The 17,611-nt window shown below is 67.4% G+C and carries 14 protein-coding genes; 10 read left to right on the top strand and 4 right to left on the bottom strand.

What is annotated here, in order from left to right:
* Positions 1-29 precede the first annotated feature (29 nt).
* Together ACQPWU_RS46760 and ACQPWU_RS46765 are read right to left on the bottom strand one after the other, a co-directional pair.
* Entirely contained in the window at positions 30-620 is a 591-nt protein-coding gene (locus ACQPWU_RS46760; RefSeq protein ID WP_433432504.1) for a cupin domain-containing protein, read from the bottom strand.
* Positions 621-799: 179 nt separating this feature from the next.
* Entirely contained in the window at positions 800-1,393 is a 594-nt protein-coding gene (locus ACQPWU_RS46765) for an ankyrin repeat domain-containing protein (RefSeq protein WP_433432506.1), read from the bottom strand.
* A gap of 224 nt (positions 1,394-1,617) precedes the next feature.
* Between ACQPWU_RS46765 and ACQPWU_RS46770 the strand changes: the two genes are divergently transcribed.
* Positions 1,618-1,743, top strand: a complete 126-nt coding sequence (locus tag ACQPWU_RS46770) for a hypothetical protein (RefSeq protein ID WP_433432507.1) — start codon at positions 1,618-1,620, stop codon at positions 1,741-1,743.
* Here ACQPWU_RS46770 and ACQPWU_RS46775 read toward each other — a convergent pair.
* Positions 1,727-2,986 (bottom strand): cytochrome P450, encoded by a 1,260-nt coding sequence (locus ACQPWU_RS46775; protein ID WP_433432509.1) that lies wholly within the window; start codon positions 2,984-2,986, stop codon positions 1,727-1,729. The two genes, ACQPWU_RS46770 and ACQPWU_RS46775, sit on opposite strands and share 17 nt — an antisense overlap.
* A 555-nt stretch (positions 2,987-3,541) precedes the next feature.
* Between ACQPWU_RS46775 and ACQPWU_RS46780 the strand changes: the two genes are divergently transcribed.
* Positions 3,542-6,436, top strand: coding sequence for a glycoside hydrolase domain-containing protein (locus ACQPWU_RS46780; protein ID WP_433432511.1), 2,895 nt, complete (start codon positions 3,542-3,544; stop codon positions 6,434-6,436).
* Positions 6,437-6,615: 179 nt separating this feature from the next.
* On the opposite strand, the gene ACQPWU_RS46785 is transcribed toward ACQPWU_RS46780, so the two are convergent.
* A complete protein-coding gene (locus tag ACQPWU_RS46785) occupies positions 6,616-7,767 on the bottom strand; it encodes an ROK family transcriptional regulator (protein WP_433432513.1) in 1,152 nt (383 codons plus the stop codon).
* An 80-nt stretch (positions 7,768-7,847) separates the two neighbouring features.
* Between ACQPWU_RS46785 and ACQPWU_RS46790 the strand changes: the two genes are divergently transcribed.
* The 8 genes from ACQPWU_RS46790 (at position 7,848) to ACQPWU_RS46825 (ending at position 17,589) form a co-directional block, all read left to right on the top strand.
* Positions 7,848-9,110: a Gfo/Idh/MocA family protein gene (locus tag ACQPWU_RS46790; RefSeq protein ID WP_433432515.1), complete on the top strand. Its 1,263-nt coding sequence runs from the start codon at positions 7,848-7,850 to the stop codon at positions 9,108-9,110.
* A gap of 1 nt (position 9,111) precedes the next feature.
* Complete coding sequence (locus ACQPWU_RS46795; RefSeq protein WP_433432517.1) at positions 9,112-10,356, top strand: ABC transporter substrate-binding protein; 1,245 nt, start codon at positions 9,112-9,114, stop codon at positions 10,354-10,356.
* Complete coding sequence (locus tag ACQPWU_RS46800; RefSeq protein ID WP_433432519.1) at positions 10,353-11,234, top strand: carbohydrate ABC transporter permease; 882 nt, start codon at positions 10,353-10,355, stop codon at positions 11,232-11,234. The genes ACQPWU_RS46795 and ACQPWU_RS46800 overlap by 4 nt, the downstream gene beginning before the upstream one ends.
* Positions 11,231-12,097: a carbohydrate ABC transporter permease gene (locus ACQPWU_RS46805; protein WP_433432520.1), complete on the top strand. Its 867-nt coding sequence runs from the start codon at positions 11,231-11,233 to the stop codon at positions 12,095-12,097. The genes ACQPWU_RS46800 and ACQPWU_RS46805 overlap by 4 nt, the downstream gene beginning before the upstream one ends.
* A 111-nt stretch (positions 12,098-12,208) precedes the next feature.
* Complete coding sequence (locus ACQPWU_RS46810; protein ID WP_433432522.1) at positions 12,209-13,957, top strand: glycoside hydrolase family 35 protein; 1,749 nt, start codon at positions 12,209-12,211, stop codon at positions 13,955-13,957.
* A 327-nt stretch (positions 13,958-14,284) separates the two neighbouring features.
* Positions 14,285-14,926: a UbiX family flavin prenyltransferase gene (locus ACQPWU_RS46815; RefSeq protein WP_433432524.1), complete on the top strand. Its 642-nt coding sequence runs from the start codon at positions 14,285-14,287 to the stop codon at positions 14,924-14,926.
* A 553-nt stretch (positions 14,927-15,479) separates the two neighbouring features.
* Entirely contained in the window at positions 15,480-16,091 is a 612-nt protein-coding gene (locus tag ACQPWU_RS46820) for a non-oxidative hydroxyarylic acid decarboxylases subunit B (RefSeq protein WP_433432526.1), read from the top strand.
* Between the two features lie 76 nt (positions 16,092-16,167).
* Entirely contained in the window at positions 16,168-17,589 is a 1,422-nt protein-coding gene (locus ACQPWU_RS46825; RefSeq protein WP_433432528.1) for a non-oxidative hydroxyarylic acid decarboxylases subunit C, read from the top strand.
* The last annotated feature ends 22 nt before the right edge of the window (positions 17,590-17,611 follow it).

Below are 17,611 nucleotides of genomic sequence, written 5' to 3' on the forward strand. Positions count from 1 at the left end.
CGCCTTTCATGGGGGGAACCCGACCGAGGTCACCAAGTTGGTGGGGTGATCACCCAGATCGCTGTGCAGACCTCGTCGCTGGAATTGGCGTACCAGTGCGGGATGGTGGACGGGTATCGAATGGCGTCGCCGGGCCCGAGCTCGTACTTGACCCCGTCCAGGTACACATCCTTGTGTCCGGACAGGACAATCCCCACCTCTTCCCCGTTGTGCCGGAAGGGTGTGGCACTGGTGTCATGACCGGGACGGGTCTCGACCCAGGTCACCTCCAGTGCGCCGTTGAGGTCGGGGACGAGCAGCTCGAAGACGGCGTCGTCGTCGACACCGTGACCACCGAGACGCCGCCGTTCCGACCTGCGGACGAGCGGCGAGCGGTGCTCCTTCTGAACCTGGAACAACATCCCGACCGGGATGCCCAGCCCGTGCGCCAACTGGACCAGCGTGGAGAACGAGGGATTGGCCAGCCCGCGCTCCACCTGGCTGATGATCCCCGTGCTCAACCCTGACAGCTCGGACAGCCGGTCAAGGGTGAAACCCCGCTCCTTGCGCAGGGAGCGGACACGGGTTCCGACGGCACCGAGCATCGCGGCCACGGACTCGGGGATGCCGTCGTTCATCATGGCTTCATCTTAATGTTGCTGCCTTCAGCGTCAATACGATGATGAAGATTTTCAGAATAATGAAACATGCGGGAAACACGCAGCGGCGCAGCAGGCGTATCAACGCGGCCAGACCTGGACGAGTCGACGGGCATGGCCACCGCCACGGCGCCGCGGGCGCCGACGACCGGCGGCGCGGGTCAGTGCGCTCCGGCGGCGCGGAGCAGGGCGGCCACTTCGGTCTGGCCTTTGGCGGTGGCGTGGGCGAGCGGGGTGATGCCGTCGTGGTCGGCGAGGTCCACGTCGGCGCCCGCGGCGATGAGCAGGCGGACGATCTCCTGGTACGGCCTGCCTCCGTCGCCGAGGATGACGGCCTCCAGCAGGCCGGTCCAGCCGAGGTCGTTGACGTGGTCGACGTTGATGCCGGTCTTCAGCACCTCGCGGACGTAGTCCACGTGCCCGCGCTCGCAGGCGGGGATGAGGGAGACGCCTCCGTAGCGGTTGCGTACGGTCAGGTCCGGCTCGGCCGGGAGGAGGGTCCTGAGCATCGCGACGCTTCCCGTGACCCCGGTGACCAGCCAGGGAGTGTCGTGCCGGGAGTCCTGTGCGTTGGGGTCGGCACCGGCCGCGACCAGTATTTTGGCCGCCTCGACATGGTCGGCCGCCGCGGCGAGAAGCAGGGCCGTGCGGCGCTGCCGGTCGCGGGCCTCGATGTCCGCCCCGGAGCCGAGCGCGTCCCGGACGGCGGCGGCATCCCCTCGTGCGGCGCTCGCCAGCAGTTCCTCGTTGAGCACAGCTTCTCCTCTCACCTTCCGGACGCCGCACGCCGCGAGCATCACGCCGAGTACGGAGGTCAGGATGACCCGGCGCCTCGGGCCTCTCAACGGAGCCGGTCGGCGACCGCCTTGAGGCCGGCCCGGGCGATGACCTCGTCGATATCGCCGCTGGTTGCTTGGGGGCGCCACCGGAGGCGACAGGAACTCCGCCGCCGAGGAAGAGGGTACCCGGGATGTCAGCGATGGCCGGGTTACCTCCGGTCAGGCCCTTGCCGAGCTCGCTGGTGGTCGTGCCGGAGGAGACCGCGGCGATGGCCGTACGCCTGGCCGGCCTCCCCCGGGTCGGCACGCTCAGCCGTCCGTCATGACGTAGCGGATGGGGAGGCGTTTGAGTCCGCCGACGAATGTGGTGGCGGTCCACACGGGCTCGCCGTCGAGCTCGACGCTCTCCAGCCTGGGGACGAGTTCGGCGAAGAGCGCACGGATCTCCATCCGGGCGAGCGCGGCGCCCAGGCAGTAGTGGACGCCGAAGCCGAAGGCCAGGTGCCTGTTGGGGTCGCGGCCGACGTCGAAGCGGAACGGGTCGGCGAAGACGTCCTCGTCCCTGTTGGCCGACGGATACGACAGCAGCACCGACTCGCCCTTCCGGATGGGCGTGCCGTTGACCCGGGTGTCGGCGGAGGCGGTGCGCATGAACTCCTTCACAGGGCTCACCCACCGGATCATCTCCTCGGCGGCCGTCGGCAGCAGGCCGGGGTCGTCCCGCAGTCGCCGCAGCTCGTCCGGGTGCCGGATGAGTGCCTCCAGGCCGCCCGCGATGGTGGAGCTGGTGGTGTCGTGCCCGGCCGTGGCGATGAGGATGTAGTAGGAGGCGGCGGTGTTGTCGTCCAGCGGCCGGCCGTCGATGCGGGCGTTGGCGATCTCCGAGGCGAGGTCGCCTGTCGGCCTGGCCCTGCGCTCGGCCGTCAGCTCGTGGAAGTAGGCGAAGAGGTCCTCCAGCACGGAGGTATGGCCCTGCGGGCTGCCGCCGCGCCCGGTCTCCTCGTCGTGCTGGCCGAACAGCTCCTGCGTGAGCCGCAACATGCGCGGGAAGTCCGACTCGGGCAGGCCCAGCAGGGTGAGGATGACGTAGAGCGGGTAGTGCACGGCGACCTGGCGGGCGAAGTCGCAGACGCCGCCGTACTCTGCCATCCGGTCCACGTGCAGGCGGGCGAGCTCTCGGACCCGCACCTCGAGGGCGCGCATGGCCTTGGGGCGGAACCAGTCGGCCCCGACGGCGCGCAGGGCGCGGTGCTCCGGATCGTCCATGTGGACGATGCTGCTGAGCGCGGCCCCCCGCGCCCGGCGCGTTTCGAGTGCGGCGTCGAGGTCCGCGGTCCTCAGCACGGGGCGCGGGGCGCTGAGCCACAGGGTGTGGTCGCGCTCGATCTCCAGCACGTCGGCGTGGCGGGTGACCGCCCAGAACGGGGTGTAGCCGGGGACCTCCACGCGATGGACGGGTGATTCACGGCGCAGCAGCGCGAGTGCCTCGTGAAGGCGGGCCTCGTCGGTGTACGCGGCGGGCGTGGCGAACGTTCGCCCGGCTTCGCTCACGGACACGGGGGTGTTCACAATGGAGCCTCCTGTCTCATCGGGTGGCGCGCCGGGGGCGGTACATCCGGCCGGGAGGAGTGCCTTCCCTTCGGCGCCCTACCGGCCAGGAGGTGCCATTCCCGCGGCGCCGCGTCCCCATGCCGGAGTCGATTGGACTGGTCACGGCGGACAGCAGCCCGGCGTCGTCGGCCTCCACCCGGGTGACGTGCCCCAGTGGGTCGGCGGTCGCGGGGCCCCCGCCACCTCCGCGTCGGCTGGTACAGCACCACCTCGCCGGTGGCCACGTCGACGGGGTCCGCGGTGACGACGCGGGAGCCGTACGCGCGCCGGTGGCGGGGCTCCTCAGGAACCCTTCCAGAGCCTTGAACAACAACCCCAGCGACCCGGCCGGTTAGAAGTTCGACGATCGTCGAGCAGATCACGGGGCCCGAAACCTCTCTCCCCCAACCCGGGTACGCCACTTGACCAGACTTAAACAAGAATCCATCATAAGTGGCCATGCGACGTCGAGCCCTCTCCTTACTCTGCGTTACCCTGCTGCTCGCACCATTCGGACCATTCGCGCCGGCTGCCATGGCCAGTCCGAAGGCTGCGGAGCTATGGGTCGAGAGTCCGCAAAAGACCGTCTATCGCACGACGACCGTCCCGCAGAGTCCGAGCACCTCCATCAACCTCGTAGCCGCCCGCGGTGAATACGAGAGCGCGCAGATCGCCGTGCGCGCCAAAGAACGGCTGCGCGTCGAGCGCGTCCGATTCGGCGACCTGACCGCAGACGGCAAGCGGCGGATCGCGGGAGCCAACCTGAGCTACCACTTCGTTGCCTACAAGGACGACAGCACGGTCGCGGCGAACCCGTTCTTCCCCGACCGTGAGGGCGACCTGCTCTATCCCGAGTCGGCCATGCCAGACCCGCTGTCCAACGATAAGGCGACCTGGGTCGAGGCCGGTCGGACTCAGCCCATCTTCGTGACCGGCTTCGTGCCACGCGGTGCGGCGCCCGGCACCTATCGCGGTACGGCGACGGTCGAGACGACTCGTGGCAACTACTCGGTCCCGATCCAGTTCAGCGTGCACGACGTCGAGATCCCCACGATCGACAAGTCACCGTTCACCAACTACCAGTGGACGATGACGAACGGCTTCACCTGGGACGGCTTCAGCTGGAACGGTGAGGCCAGCCAGGCCTACGACGTCGGCAAGTATTATTACGGCGTCGACACCTACAGCGACGCGTGGTTCGACCTCATGGACGAGTTCGCACGCAAGCTCGCTGAATATCGCACCAACATGGTCTGGCTCCGCACGGACCTGTTCCTGCAGTCCACCGGCACGGAGCTGTCGGAATTCGTCAAGGGGATCCCGAGCGACATCGACTGGACGAACTTCGACCGCTACGTCGAGGCGTTCAAGCGGCACGGGATCACCAACTTCGCGAACCAGCATCTCATTCACGCTCTGAGCAAGATGCCGGACAACGAAAAGCCCAACGACAGCTGGAACGCGAAGCTGCCGGAGAGCCTGCCGGTCACTGACGCCTTCCTGACGAACTATCTGACCGCGCTGCACGAGCACCTGAAGAGCAAGGGCTGGACGAACGGCCTGACGTGGTATCAGCACATTCGTGACGAGCCCATCACCGCCGACCAGCGCAACCTCTGGACCTATGTCGCGCGCAAGATTCAGCAGATCAACTCCCAGATCGGCGCCGACTTCCGCACCATGGACGCCGACCCCGACGGCATCCTCCTCGACGACAAGACCAAGCCCTATGTCGACACCTGGGTGCCGCTGACGCCGGCATTCGAGCGCAAGAAGGCCGGCTACAAGGCACAGCAGGCCGCGGGTCAGGACCTGTGGGTCTACACGTGTGAGGTCAACACTCCCCCGTGGCTCAACCGGTTCTGGACGCAGCCGACGGTGACCGGCCGCATGCTGTTCTGGGACCTCGAACGCGAGGGTGTGCAGGGTCATCTGCACTGGGCGTGGAACGCGTGGTACGTAGGTCCCTGGAAGGGCGACTCCTACATCGTCTATCCGGACAGGGCCAACCTGACGGTGAAGAGCAGCCTGCGTCTCGAGGCACATCGCGATGGTCTCGAGGACTATGAGCTCCTCAACATTCTGAGGAAGCGCAACCCGGCCCTGGCGAAGCAGATCGTCGACAGCGCGATCAGCCCGGAGGACCCGCGTCGCTACACACTCGACCCGGCATATCTCGATACTCTGCACAGCTACATCGTGCGGGCGGCCGCGGGCGAGACCGTCGGCGCGATCCCCCAGCCGACAAGCCCATACGAGGGGCAGGACGTTCCGAACACATTCCTGCTCGACAGCACCGATGACAGCATCAGCTACTCCGCCGGCTGGGCACCACGGCAGCGGCAGTCCGCGTACCTCGGGAGCGTCCATCTCAGCAAGACCGCCGGCGACAAGGCGACCTACGAGTTCGAGGGCACCGGTGTCGACGCGTTCTTCGAGAAGAACTCGACGACCGGAAAAGTGTCCGTGTCGGTCGACGGCGGGCCGGCGACGGTGGTCGACCTCTACGAGGCGGTCCAGTACGACCGCTTCACCGCGTATCGAAAGACCGGGTTGGCGCCGGGCAGGCACCGGATCGAGATCACCAATCTCGAAAACAGAGAGGTGCGGTTCGACGGATTCCGCGTGCATCTCGCACCTGGGCAGCAGCACTTCGACGCGACGCTGAAGGACCTGAAGCTCACCAACGTCTCAGAATTCACGTTCGAGGGGCATCGCGGTGACTATGCGCTGCTCGTCAACCAAGGGGCGAGCGCCGTCGGCCTGACCCCGACGCTGACCGACGCCGGCGGCACGATCACCGTCGACGGCAGCACCGTTGCCAACGGTGCGACCGTCAATGTCAACGTGGCGAACGGCAAGAACAAGGTCGAGATCCGCACGCTGGCAAGCGATGGCCGGACCGCGAAGGCCTACAAGCTCACGCTCGTGAAGGGCGCGGTGAACACGGCGGACGCCAACATCGCCCGCAGCTATTCGGCGGTGTCGGCTTCGGCGGCCCGTGATGGCGATGGCGGCGTGCAATACGGCCCGCAGAAGATGGTCGACGGCGAATACGGCACGATGTTCGCCGCCAAGCAGGGCTACACCGACGCGAACCCGTTCCCGCACGAGATCGTGCTGGACTGGAGAGAGCCGAAGGCGTTCAACACGCTCGTGGTCACCACCCGTGGCGGCATTCCGCAGGGCCTGACCGACGTCGACCTCGAGGTCTCGACCAACGGCACCGACTGGACGACCGCCGCGCAGGGCGTCGCGTTCCGATGGACCCACGATGATGACGACGGAATCATGGAGTATTCGGTCGCCGATCTTCCCGACCTGCAAGGCGTGAGAAAGTTGCGCCTGAAGATCAACGATGCGAACTACACCCGCTGGAGCATGTACGCCGTCTATGAGCTGGAGCTCTACAACCTGCCGACTCAGTGAGCAGGTGATGACCGGGCACGATCCGCTGTGCCGGCCGGTCCGGGGTGACCAGCGACATGGCTCCAGGAGCCAATGAGAAAAGCAGGTTCAGGCCCGTCGCCTTGGTCAGGCGACGGGCTCGAACCTGCGGTGCTGCAAGAGCGACGAAGGCGATCGGGGCCGGCAGCGCTGTCCGGTGGTCAGGAGAACGGCTTCGGGAGGGGAGCGTCGAAGTCGTAGAGGCGGGCGTCGACGTGATCGAGCGCGCGCCGGACCGCACCCAGGACCACGGCCTGCTCCCCCAGATCGGAGATCGCCACCACGGGCGGTTCGAGGCAGAACGGGTCCAGATGCCGGCGCAGCGGCGCGAGCAGCACGTCGCCCGAGCGTGAGACGCCGCCGCCGAGCACCACCAACTCGGGATCCACGGTCAGCACCAAGGCGGCGATGCCTTCCGCCAGGTCGTGCGCGTATTGCTCGACCGCCCACTGCGCGGCCGGGTCGCCGGACCTGGCCGCGGCGAAGACCTGGGCGGCGGCGTCCCGTGGCGCAGTGCCGGGCGGCAGGCCCTGGAAACCGGTCAGGTGGACGGGCGCGCGATGCCAGCCGACCAGCGGCAGCGCGCCGATCTCGCCCGCGCCACCCCTGGCGCCTTTGAGCAGCTTGCCGCCGACCAGGATGCCCGCACCCGTACGCACGCCGGACAGCACGAACACCAGGTCGTCGACGCTGCGGGCCTGGCCGCGCCAACGCTCGGCGAGCGCGGCCAGGTTGCAGTCGTTCTCCACCAGCACGGGGCAGTCGAAGCTCGCGCGCAGCTCGCCCGCCAGATCGAGGCCGGTCCACTCGGGAAGACCGACCGACAGCTTCACCACGCCCTCGGCGGTCACCACGCCGGTGGTGCCCACGCAAACAGCGGCGATGCGGTCGGCGGTCAGCCCGGCGGCCTCCAGCACGGTCGCGATCGCTGTCCTGAGGCCCGCCAGTCGCTCAGCGCGGCCTGCGGTGGCGGCGGTCTGTTCGTCGTGCGCGGCCACGACCGTGCCCTCCAGATCGGCGACGCTGGCCCTGAGCGTGTAGGAGCCGATGTCGATCCCGAGCACGTGGCCGCCCGTCGGGTGGAAGGCGAACAACCTGGCCGGCCGCCCCATCTGACCGCTCTCCGGTGGCAGCTCCCTGAGCCAGCCCGCCGCCAGCAGCTCCTCGACCAGACCCTCCACGGTCGGCCTGGAGAGCGCGGCCTCCTTGGCGAGGTCGGTCAGTCCGAGCGGCCCCTGCGACCGGACCGTGCGGAGCGTCGTCACGAGATTGATCCGGCGAAGCCGCGAGGTGTCGCCGCCACGAATTGTCACGCTTGCCCCCTTGACAGATCTTGCGTCGCAGAAATAAAAACAACCTTCATTAGTAATGCTACAACTCGTAGGGGATGCGGATGGTCACTCTTGCCGTGATTGGGGCGGGCCTGCGCGGCACCGGCTACGCCAGGCTAGCGCGCGAAGGCGGGTTCGCCGAGGTCGTGGCCGTCGCCGAGCCCGACCCGGACAGGCGGGCAGACTTCGCGGCCGAGCACGGCATCCCGGCCGAGCGCGTCTTCGCCGACTGGCGGGACCTGCTGGCCGGCGAGCGGCTGGCCGACGCGGTGATCGTGGCCACGCAGGACCGCCTGCACCTCGATCCTGCCGTACGCGCGGCCGATCTGGGCTACCACATCCTGCTGGAGAAGCCGATGGCGCCGACGGAGGAGGACGCCGCGGCCATCGCCGAGGCCGCCGACCGCAACGGCGTGATCCTGGCGGTCTGCCATGTGCTGCGCTACGCGCCCTACACCACGAGGCTCAAGGAGCTCCTGGACGAGGGCAGGATCGGCCAGATCATGAACATCCAGCACCTGGAGCAGGTCGGCTGGTGGCACCAGGCGCACTCCTTCGTGCGAGGGAACTGGCGAAACGAGGCCGAGTCGGCCCCGATGCTCCTCGCCAAGGCCTGCCATGATCTCGACTGGATCGTGCACATCAAGGGCGAGGTGCCCGAGCGGGTGTCTTCCTTCGGCAAGCTCGTCCACTTCACCGAGGAGAGCAAGCCCGCGGGGGCTGCCGACCGATGCCTGGACTGCTCGATAGAACCCACCTGCCCCTACTCGGCCAAGCGGTTGTACATGGAGTGCCTCGCCGATCCGGACCGGCACTTCTGGCCGCTTGGCGCGATCACCCGCGACTTCACCGAGGAGGGCGTGCTCACGGCCCTGCGCGAGGGCCCGTACGGCAGATGCGTCTACGCCTGCGACAACGACGTGGTCGACAGCCAGGTGGTGATCATGGAGTTCGCCGACGGCACGAGCGCCACCTTCACCATGACCGCGTTCGGCGGGCTCGAGCACAGGAAGACAAGGATCTTCGGCACACACGGCTCGATCGAGTGTGACGGCGAGACGCTCCGCGTCCACGACTTCCTCACCAACGAGGTGTCGGTGATCGACGCCCTCGCCGGAGCCGACGCCTCGGCCGCCTCCGGGCACGGAGGGGGTGACGGGGCACTGATGGAGACGTTCCTCACCGCCGTACGCGACAACAACCCGGCCTTGGTCCCGACCAACGCACAAGCCAGCCTCGCCACGCACCGGGTGGTCTGGGCCGCGGAACTGGCCAGGCACACCCGAACCGTCGTCTCGATAGGAAAGGCCCCCCGCCATGCGTAAAATGACGGCTCTCCTACTGATAGGTGCCCTCGGCCTGGCAGCCTGTGGCAAGAAGAACAGCGGTGAACCCGCCCAGCAGTCCCTGTCCTACCGCTCGTCCTGGGGCGCGGCGGAGGCCCAGGCGAAGATCATCAAGACGATCCTCGACGATTTCGCCAAGGAGACCGGCACCAAGGTCGACGTGAAGTTCGTCGGCCGCACCGGCAACGAGAACCTCAACGCGGAGATGGCCTCCGGCCAGGGCCCCGACCTCTTCGACACCACCACCGGCGACATCGACACCCTGACCGCCCAGCAAATCATCGGCCCACTGGACGACGTGGAGAACGCGCAGGTCCCCGGCGAGGGAAAGACGGTCAAGGACGTGCTCCCCGAGCCGGTACGGTGGGCCTCCTCCGGCAAGAACGGCCTGGCCTTCGTTCCGCACACGATCCTCTCCACCGCCGTCTGGTACGACGCGGCCAAGCACCCCGGGCTGAACCCGCAGACCTGGGATGAGTTCATCGCCTTCCTCGACGAGTCCAAGAAGGCCGGCCGTACCCCGATCGGCCAGGACGGCACCATCGCCTTCTACAACGTCTTCTGGTTCTACAGCCTGCTGGTGGGCGCCAACGGCGCGGGAAGCCTGGCCGAGCTGGCCAAGGACCCCGCCAACTGGGACAAGCCCCAGGTGCTCGACGCGGCGAAGAAGGTCGAGCAGCTGGCCAAGGGCGGCTACTTCCAGCGGGACTTCATGGCGACCAAGTTCCCCGCCGCGCAGAACGCCTGGGCGCAGGGCACATACGACCTGAACCTCAACGGCACCTGGCTGGCCAGCGAGGTCCAGCCCCAGCTGGCTCCCGGCTTCAAGGTCGCCTCGTTCCAGGTCCCCACCGGCGGCAAGAAGTCCATCGAGGTGGGCACCCTCGGATGGGGCGTGAACGCCAAGGGCAAGAACGTCGCCACGGCCAAGAAGTTCCTGGCTTTCGCGCTGCAGAAGAAGTACATGGAGCAGTTCTCCACCGTGGCGCTGAACATCTCCTCGCGCGGTGACGTGCCCGCCCCCGCGCACATGGCGGACGTGCAGAAGGCGGTGCTGGAGGCCAAGGAGACGCACCTCAGCTACGACTACGCGGGTGCCGACAAGACCTGGTGGGGCGACATGTTCCTGCCCCTGAACGACAAGCTGCTCTCCGGCAAGATCGACGCGACCACGTTCGTCCGCGAGGGCAAGAAGCGGACGGCCGAGCACCTGGCGACCGGGTGAAAACCTACGAGCGGGCGTTCTGGCCCTTCCTGCTGCCCGCGCTCCTGGTCTACACCCTGCTGTTCGTCGCGCCCTCGCTGTTCGGGATCTGGGTCAGTCTCACCAGATGGTCGGGACCCGGCTCGGAGATGGCCTGGCGCGGGCTGGACAACTACGTGGCGCTGCTGCACAACGAGGTCTTCACCACTGCCTTCACCAACACCTTCGTGATGGCGATCGTCGGCGGCGCCCTGATCTTCGGCTTCACCTTCCTCGCCATGGTCGTGCTCAGGCAGCTCAAGGGGCGGGCCTTCATCCGGTCCGTCGTCTTCCTGCCGCTGATCATCTCGCTCATCGCGATCGGCGCGGCAGTGGGCTTCCTGCTCAACCCCGAGGGCGCGGTCAACACCGTGCTCGAGTGGTTCGGCCTGGACCCGCAGCCCTGGCTCGGCCCCGAGATGGTGTTCCGCTGCATCGTGGGTGGACTGGTCTGGTCGAGCACCGGCTTCTACGTCGCGCTGATGATGTCGGCCGCCGACGCCGTCCCCACGCACGTGTATGAGGACGCCCAGCTCATCGGGGCCACCAAATGGGAGCAGTTCCGGCACATCACGCTGCCGTTGACCTGGGACGTCTTCGCGGTCTCCGCCGTCCTCTGGGTGGTCAACAGCCTGAAGATCTTCGACATCGTGCTGGCCTTCACCACCGCGGGCACCACTGCCGCACCGCCGATCCCCGCCCGCACGATCGCGGTGCAGCAGTACATCGTGGTGAAAGGCGCCGGGCTGCCGGAGCTCGGAAGCGCGGCGGCCATGGGCGTGATGACGCTCCTCGTGACGGCCGTACTGATCGTGCTGACCCGGCGCATCACCAGGCGTGAGCGAGTGGAGCTGTCATGAGACGTCTGATCGGGGACATCCTGCTGCCCAGGGCCACGGCCGTCGCCCTGTGGGCCTGGGTGGCCTTCAACCTCGCCCTGATCGGGTGGGTGGGCATCCAGTCGCTGAAGGACTCGCGGGACGTGTGGCTGCATCCGTTCGCGCTGCCGAAGACCCCGCGATGGGACAACTTCAGCTCGGCGTGGCAGGCGGCCGAATTCTCCGCCGCGGCCTTGAACAGCGTGGTGCTGACCGTGTTCGGCGCCGTGTTGATCGTGGCGGTGTCCGCCCCTGCCGCCTATGTGCTGGCACGCTCGAGCCGGCGCGTCGCCGGCCCCACGATCAACTATTTCGCGATGGGGCTGAGCATCCCGCTGCAGACGATCCTGGTGCCGATCGTAGTGGTCAAGCTGTCGGTCTACGCGTTCATGGAGGACTGGGTCACCGGCTGGTGGGACAACCGCATCACCTTGCTGGTCTTCCAGGTGGCGCTGTCGGTGCCCTTCGCCGTGTTCGTGCTCACCGGATATATGCGGTCGCTGCCGCACGAGATCGAGGAGGCGGCCGAGATCGACGGGGCCGGTCCGCTCCGCGCGTTCGTTCAGGTCATCATGCCCGTGGCCAGAGCGGGCCTGACCACCGTGCTGGTGCTCAACGTCATGGGCCTGTGGAACGAGACCCTGCTCGCCCTGCTGATCGCCCCCCTCCCCGAGGAACGCAACCTGCCCGCCGCCCTTCTCGGTCTGTACAGCAGCATGCAGTACAGCTCCGACTGGGGCGGCATGTTCGCGGGCATCGTGATCCTGGTCTATCCCATGATCGTGCTCTACCTCTGGCTGGGCCGCCGCATCGTCGACGGCATGACCGCCGGAATCAGCAGATGACCCGCCGATACTGGCACGGCCACGGTGCGCTGATCGAAGGCGTCCTCAAGTGGGTCACCCATCCACCCGCCCCTGACCCCTGCCCAGGCTCGAACTCCAAAGGATGGTTTCGTGCGTGCCTTCTCCGTCGCCGACGGCACATTCCGGCTGGACGGCGCCGAGTTCAGGGTGCTGTCGGGCGCACTGCACTACTTCCGCGTGCAGCCCGAGCAATGGAAACACCGGCTCGCCATGGTGAGCGCCATGGGCCTCAACACGGTCGAGACCTACGTGCCGTGGAACCTGCACGAATCGCGGCCGGGAGACTTTCGCCGCCTGGACGACCTGGGCGCGTTCCTCGACGCGGCCGCGGCCGAAGGACTCCTGGCAATAGTTCGGCCTGGGCCGTACATCTGCGCCGAATGGGACAACGGCGGGCTGCCCACCTGGCTGACCGGCGCCCTCCGCGCCAGCGACCCCGACTATCTGGCTCACGTCGACCGCTACTTCGACCGGCTGATCCCCCAGGTGGCCGAGCGCCAGGTCACCCGCGGCGGCAACGTGATCATGGTCCAGGTGGAGAACGAGTACGGCTCCTACGGCAGCGACCACGCCTACCTGCGCCACCTGGCGGACGGCCTGATCAGCCGCGGCATCGAGGTGCCCCTGTTCACCTCCGACGGGCCGGCCGACCACTACCTGACCGGTGGCACGATCGACGGCGTGCTGGCCACGGTAAATTTCGGCTCCGAGCCAGAGCAGGCCTTCGCCGCGTTGCGCGCCCACCGGCCGGACGACCCGCTGTTCTGCATGGAGTTCTGGTGCGGCTGGTTCGACCACTGGGGGCACGAACACGCCACCCGCGCCCCGGAGGACGCCGCGGACACCCTGGAGCGGATCCTGGCCGCGGGGGCGTCGGTGAACCTGTACATGGCGCACGGCGGCACCAACTTCGGCATGTGGGCGGGTGCCAACCGCACAGGAGACGACAGCGCCGGCCCATGGCGGCCCACGGTGACGTCCTATGACTACGACGCGCCCATCGACGAGCACGGCGCGCCCACCGAGAAGTACTGGCGGTTCCGGGACGTGCTCTCCCGCTACGGCGGCAAGCTCACCGACGTGCCCCCCGTGCCCGCCACGCTGCCTCCCGCCACGCTACGCCCTACGCATTCGGTGCGGCTGCACGAGGCACTGGACGCCATCGCGCGGCCGGAGACCACCGGGCCGGTGCCACCGACGTTCGAAGACCTGGGCCTGAACCACGGCTTGGTCCTGTACCAGACGACCGTTCCGGGACCGCGCGGGCCGTACCCGCTCACCCTGCGCGGCGTGCACGACCGCGCGCACGTCTTCATCGACGGCTGCCTCGCCGGCGTCGTCGAGCGAGACGCCGATCCTCCCGTACTGCTCGCGACCGGGCACGCCGCCCTGGAGATCCTCGTGGAATCGATGGGACGGACCAACTACGGTCCACTGCTCGGCGAGCGCAAGGGCATCCTCGGCGGTGTCCTGCACCACCACCAATACGTGCACGGATACACAGCGCGGCCGATCCCTCTGGAGGACATATCGCGACTGAGATTCCAGCCGGGAACGACGAGCGAGCCGCTTTCGTTCTTCCAAACCACACTCGAGGTGGCCGAGCCCGCGGACACGTTCCTGTCGCTGCCCGGCTGGGGCAAAGGCTACGTCTGGATCAACGGCGTCCTGCTGGGCCGCTACTGGAAGCAAGGACCTCAGCAGACCCTGTACATCCCGGCACCCCTGCTCGAAGCGGGCACCAACGAGATCATCCACTTGGAATTGGACCACGTCGGCTCCCTTCTGCAGATCAGCGCCCAGCCCTCGCACGACGGCTCGATGTCGCACGCTCGGTAGCCGCGATCTCGCATCGCATCAACAAACCCGAAGGCCGCGACCTGCCCTTCACCTCATCACCCCTACGCCCGCCGAAAATGCCATCCGTGCAGGTCATGTAGTTTCGGCAGGCGCCGCCAGGTGATCGACCGCAAGCCACACATGGCGACACTCAGTAATCGAACCTTCGCGTTCTGTTGCATTGCTCGCTAGTCTGGTCCAACAGAAGCGGAGGCACATCGCAGAGCCGCACCCTGCAGGTATCCCAGATGCGATCAAGGTGGCTTCTACTGCCCATCTTCGGTGTGGACGTGCCAGGACAAGCTTGGAATCAAGGGAGTGAGGCCGATGACGGTGCGGCGAAACATCACGATTGCAGTGACGGGCGCGGGGGGCGCCCGAATGGCGCGGTTCGTGTTGGAAGCCCTGATCAAGGACGACCGGGTGGGACAGGTCGACCTGATGGTGTCGGCTGCGGGACGGAAGCTGATCGCACACGAGACTGGTCGCGCCGAAGATGGGGACGCGGCCACCCTCGTGCTGGGCGGGCCGCCGAGGGTGGACAAGGTCAAAGTGTGGGATCCGGAGGATCTGGCCGGCGGACCGACTTCCGGCAGTTACCCCTCCTGGGGGATGCTCGTCGTGCCCTGTGCGCTCGGCGTGGTCGGGCGGATCGCAAGCGGTACTGCGAACACTCTCATTGAGCGCGCCGCCGACGTGACGCTGAAGGAACGCCGCCCCCTTGTGCTGTGCGTGCGCGAGACCCCCTTCAATCTCATCCACCTGCGCAACCTCACCCAAGTGGCAGAGGCGGGCGGCACCATCTATCCGATGATCCCCACCTACTACAACGTGCCGCAGACGGTGGACCAGTTCTTCGAGGAGTTCACGGCCCGGCTACTGGCCTTCATCGACTTGCCCCAGACGGACTACTACACCTACTCGGGTACCGAATCCCCAGCCCACCGCGATCGGGCAGGCCACGGCTGACATGCGGGGGGGCTCGTCGTCAAGGAGGCCTCGCAGTGAGGTGCTGCGCGAGCCGCCCAGGGACGTCTCGTCCGCCGTGGTCGGGCAATGAGCGCGGGGCTCTCATCAGGTGAAGCCATGCGGTCGACTCCCAGTGCCGCCGGCAGATGCCGCAGGAGTTCGACGTGGGCCGCTGTCACGGTGGCGGTGTCGCAGAACCCCAGGACGAAGATCACAACGGTGCCCTCGGCCGTGTCCGGAGTGCGATCGAGGCGGTGGACGTGGTCGGGTCGAATCCACAGCCGAGCCCCCAGCGGCACGTCATACGTCACGGCGTCGACTGTGTGCCGCAGGTAGCCGGGCGACACGGTGAGCAGGTCGTGGAACTCGGCGCGCATCGGAGCCTGGAGGTTCACTGCGTCGTGTGCCGCCCGGGCGCGCAACCGGGTGAAGCCCCGTACCTCGGCACCTGGCGGCCCTCCGGGGGACGGTCGAATCAGAACTTCGTCAAGGCGATCGCGACCGTTTGCGCGATGAGCCACCCAATGAGCACAGAGCGGAGGAGCCGCACACTATGCGAATCATTGTGGGCATGACGGGCGCGACGGGTGCTGTCTTCGGCGTCCGCTTGCTCGAGAACTTGCGGGAGCTACCCAAGGTCGAGACCCACCTGATCCTCTCCCGGTGGGCGCGCACCACCATCGAGCTGGAAACCGGCCTGTCGGTGCGTGAGGTGAGCGACCTCGCCGACGTGACCCACAGCCCTGAGGACCAGGGGGCGACCATTTCGTCGGGCTCCTTCCGGACCGACGGAATGATCATTGCGCCGTGCTCGATGAAGACTCTCGCCGGAATCCGGGCCGGATACGCCGACGGACTGGTCGCCCGTGCCGCCGATGTAGTCATCAAGGAGCGCCGCAAGCTGGTGCTGGTCCCGCGTGAGACCCCGCTGAGCGAGATCCACCTGGAGAACATGCTCGCGCTCACCCGGATGGGGGCGCAAATGGTGCCGCCCATGCCGGCCTTCTACAACCACCCCGCGTCGGTCGACGACATCGTCGACCACGTCACCGCGCGCATCCTCGATCAGTTCGACCTGCCCGCACCGGCCGCCCGGCGCTGGGCCGGCATGCGCGCCACCCGCGAGCAGCAGCCCACCCGTGAACCCGAGCCCACTGCGGCCTGACCAGGAGCCGCGCGCACCCGAGCATTCGCCCCCGGTGCTCTGTTCCGGAACCACCAGAACAAGCAGAGGAGCCACCATGCCGTACGACGACCTGCGCAGCTTCCTTCAGACCCTCGACCAGGAAGGCCAGCTGCTGCACATCACCGAGCAGGTGATGCCCGAACCGGACATCGCCGCCGCCGCCAACGCCGCCCCGCGCCTGGGTGACGCCGCCCCGGCGTTGTACTTCGACAACGTCAAGGGCTTCACCGACGCCCGCATCGCGATGAACGTGCACGGCTCCTGGGCCAACCACGCCCTCGCCTTGAGCATGGACAAGAACAGCAGCACCAAGGACCAGGTGAACGAGTTCATCCGCCGCTGGGGCGATTTCCCCGTCAAGCCCGAGTGGCGCGACAACCCCGGGTGGGCCGAGAACTCCGTCGAAGGCGATGACATCAACATCTTCGAGATCCTGCCCCTGATTCGGCTCAACGACGGTGACGGCGGGTTCTACATCGACAAGGCCGCGGTCGTCTCCAAGGACCCCGACGACCCCGAGAACTCCGGCAAGCAGAACGTCGGCATCTACCGCATCGAGGTCAAGGGCAAGCGCAAACTCGCCCTTCAGCCCGTCCCGATGCACGACATCGCCCAGCACCTGCGCAAGGCCGAGGAGAAGGGCGAAGACCTGCCGATTGCCATCACCCTCGGCAACGAGCCGGTGATATCCATCGTCGCCTCCACCCCCCTTGAGTACGACCAGAACGAGTACGAACTGGCCGGTGCCCTGCGCGGTGCCCCCGCACCGATCGCGAAGGCTCCGCTGACCGGGCTGCCCGTGCCGTGGGGCTCGGAGGTCGTCATCGAGGGCGTCATCGAGGGCCGCAAGCGCGAGATCGAAGGCCCCTTCGGCGAGTTCACCGGCCACTACTCCGGCGGCCGCAACATGACCGTCATCCGCATCGACAAGATCTCCTACCGCACCGACCCGATCTTCGAGCACCTCTACCTCGGCATGCCCTGGACCGAGATCGACTACCTCATGGCCGCCAACACCTGCGTGCCGCTGTACGAGCAGCTCAAGCGGGACTTCCCCGAGGTGCAGGCCGTCAACGCCATGTACACCCACGGCCTGGTCGTCATCGTCTCCACCAAGAAGCGCTACGGCGGCTTCGCCAAAGCCGTCGGTATGCGCGTGCTGACCACCCCGCACGGGCTGGGCTACGCCGCCACCGTCATCGTCGTCGACGAGGACGTCGACCCCTTCAACCTGCCGCAGGTCATGTGGGCGCTGTCCACCAAGATGAACCCCTTGGGCGACCTCATCGTGGTCCCCAATCTGTCCGTGCTGGGGCTCGCCCCGCAGTCCAACACGCCCGGCATCGTCGACAAGCTCATCCTCGACGCCACCACCCCCGCCGAGCCAGACTCCCGCGGCAACTACGGCAATCAGGTCCGTGACCTCCCCGAGATGGGCGAATGGCTCACCAGGCTGCAGGCCCTCGCCGCCCGTTGACCACCCGAAACGAAAGGAAGGA

Origin of the sequence: Nonomuraea sp. CA-141351, from assembly GCF_050944675.1 — a bacterium.
In the GTDB taxonomy this organism is placed as follows: Bacteria; Actinomycetota; Actinomycetes; order Streptosporangiales; family Streptosporangiaceae; genus Nonomuraea.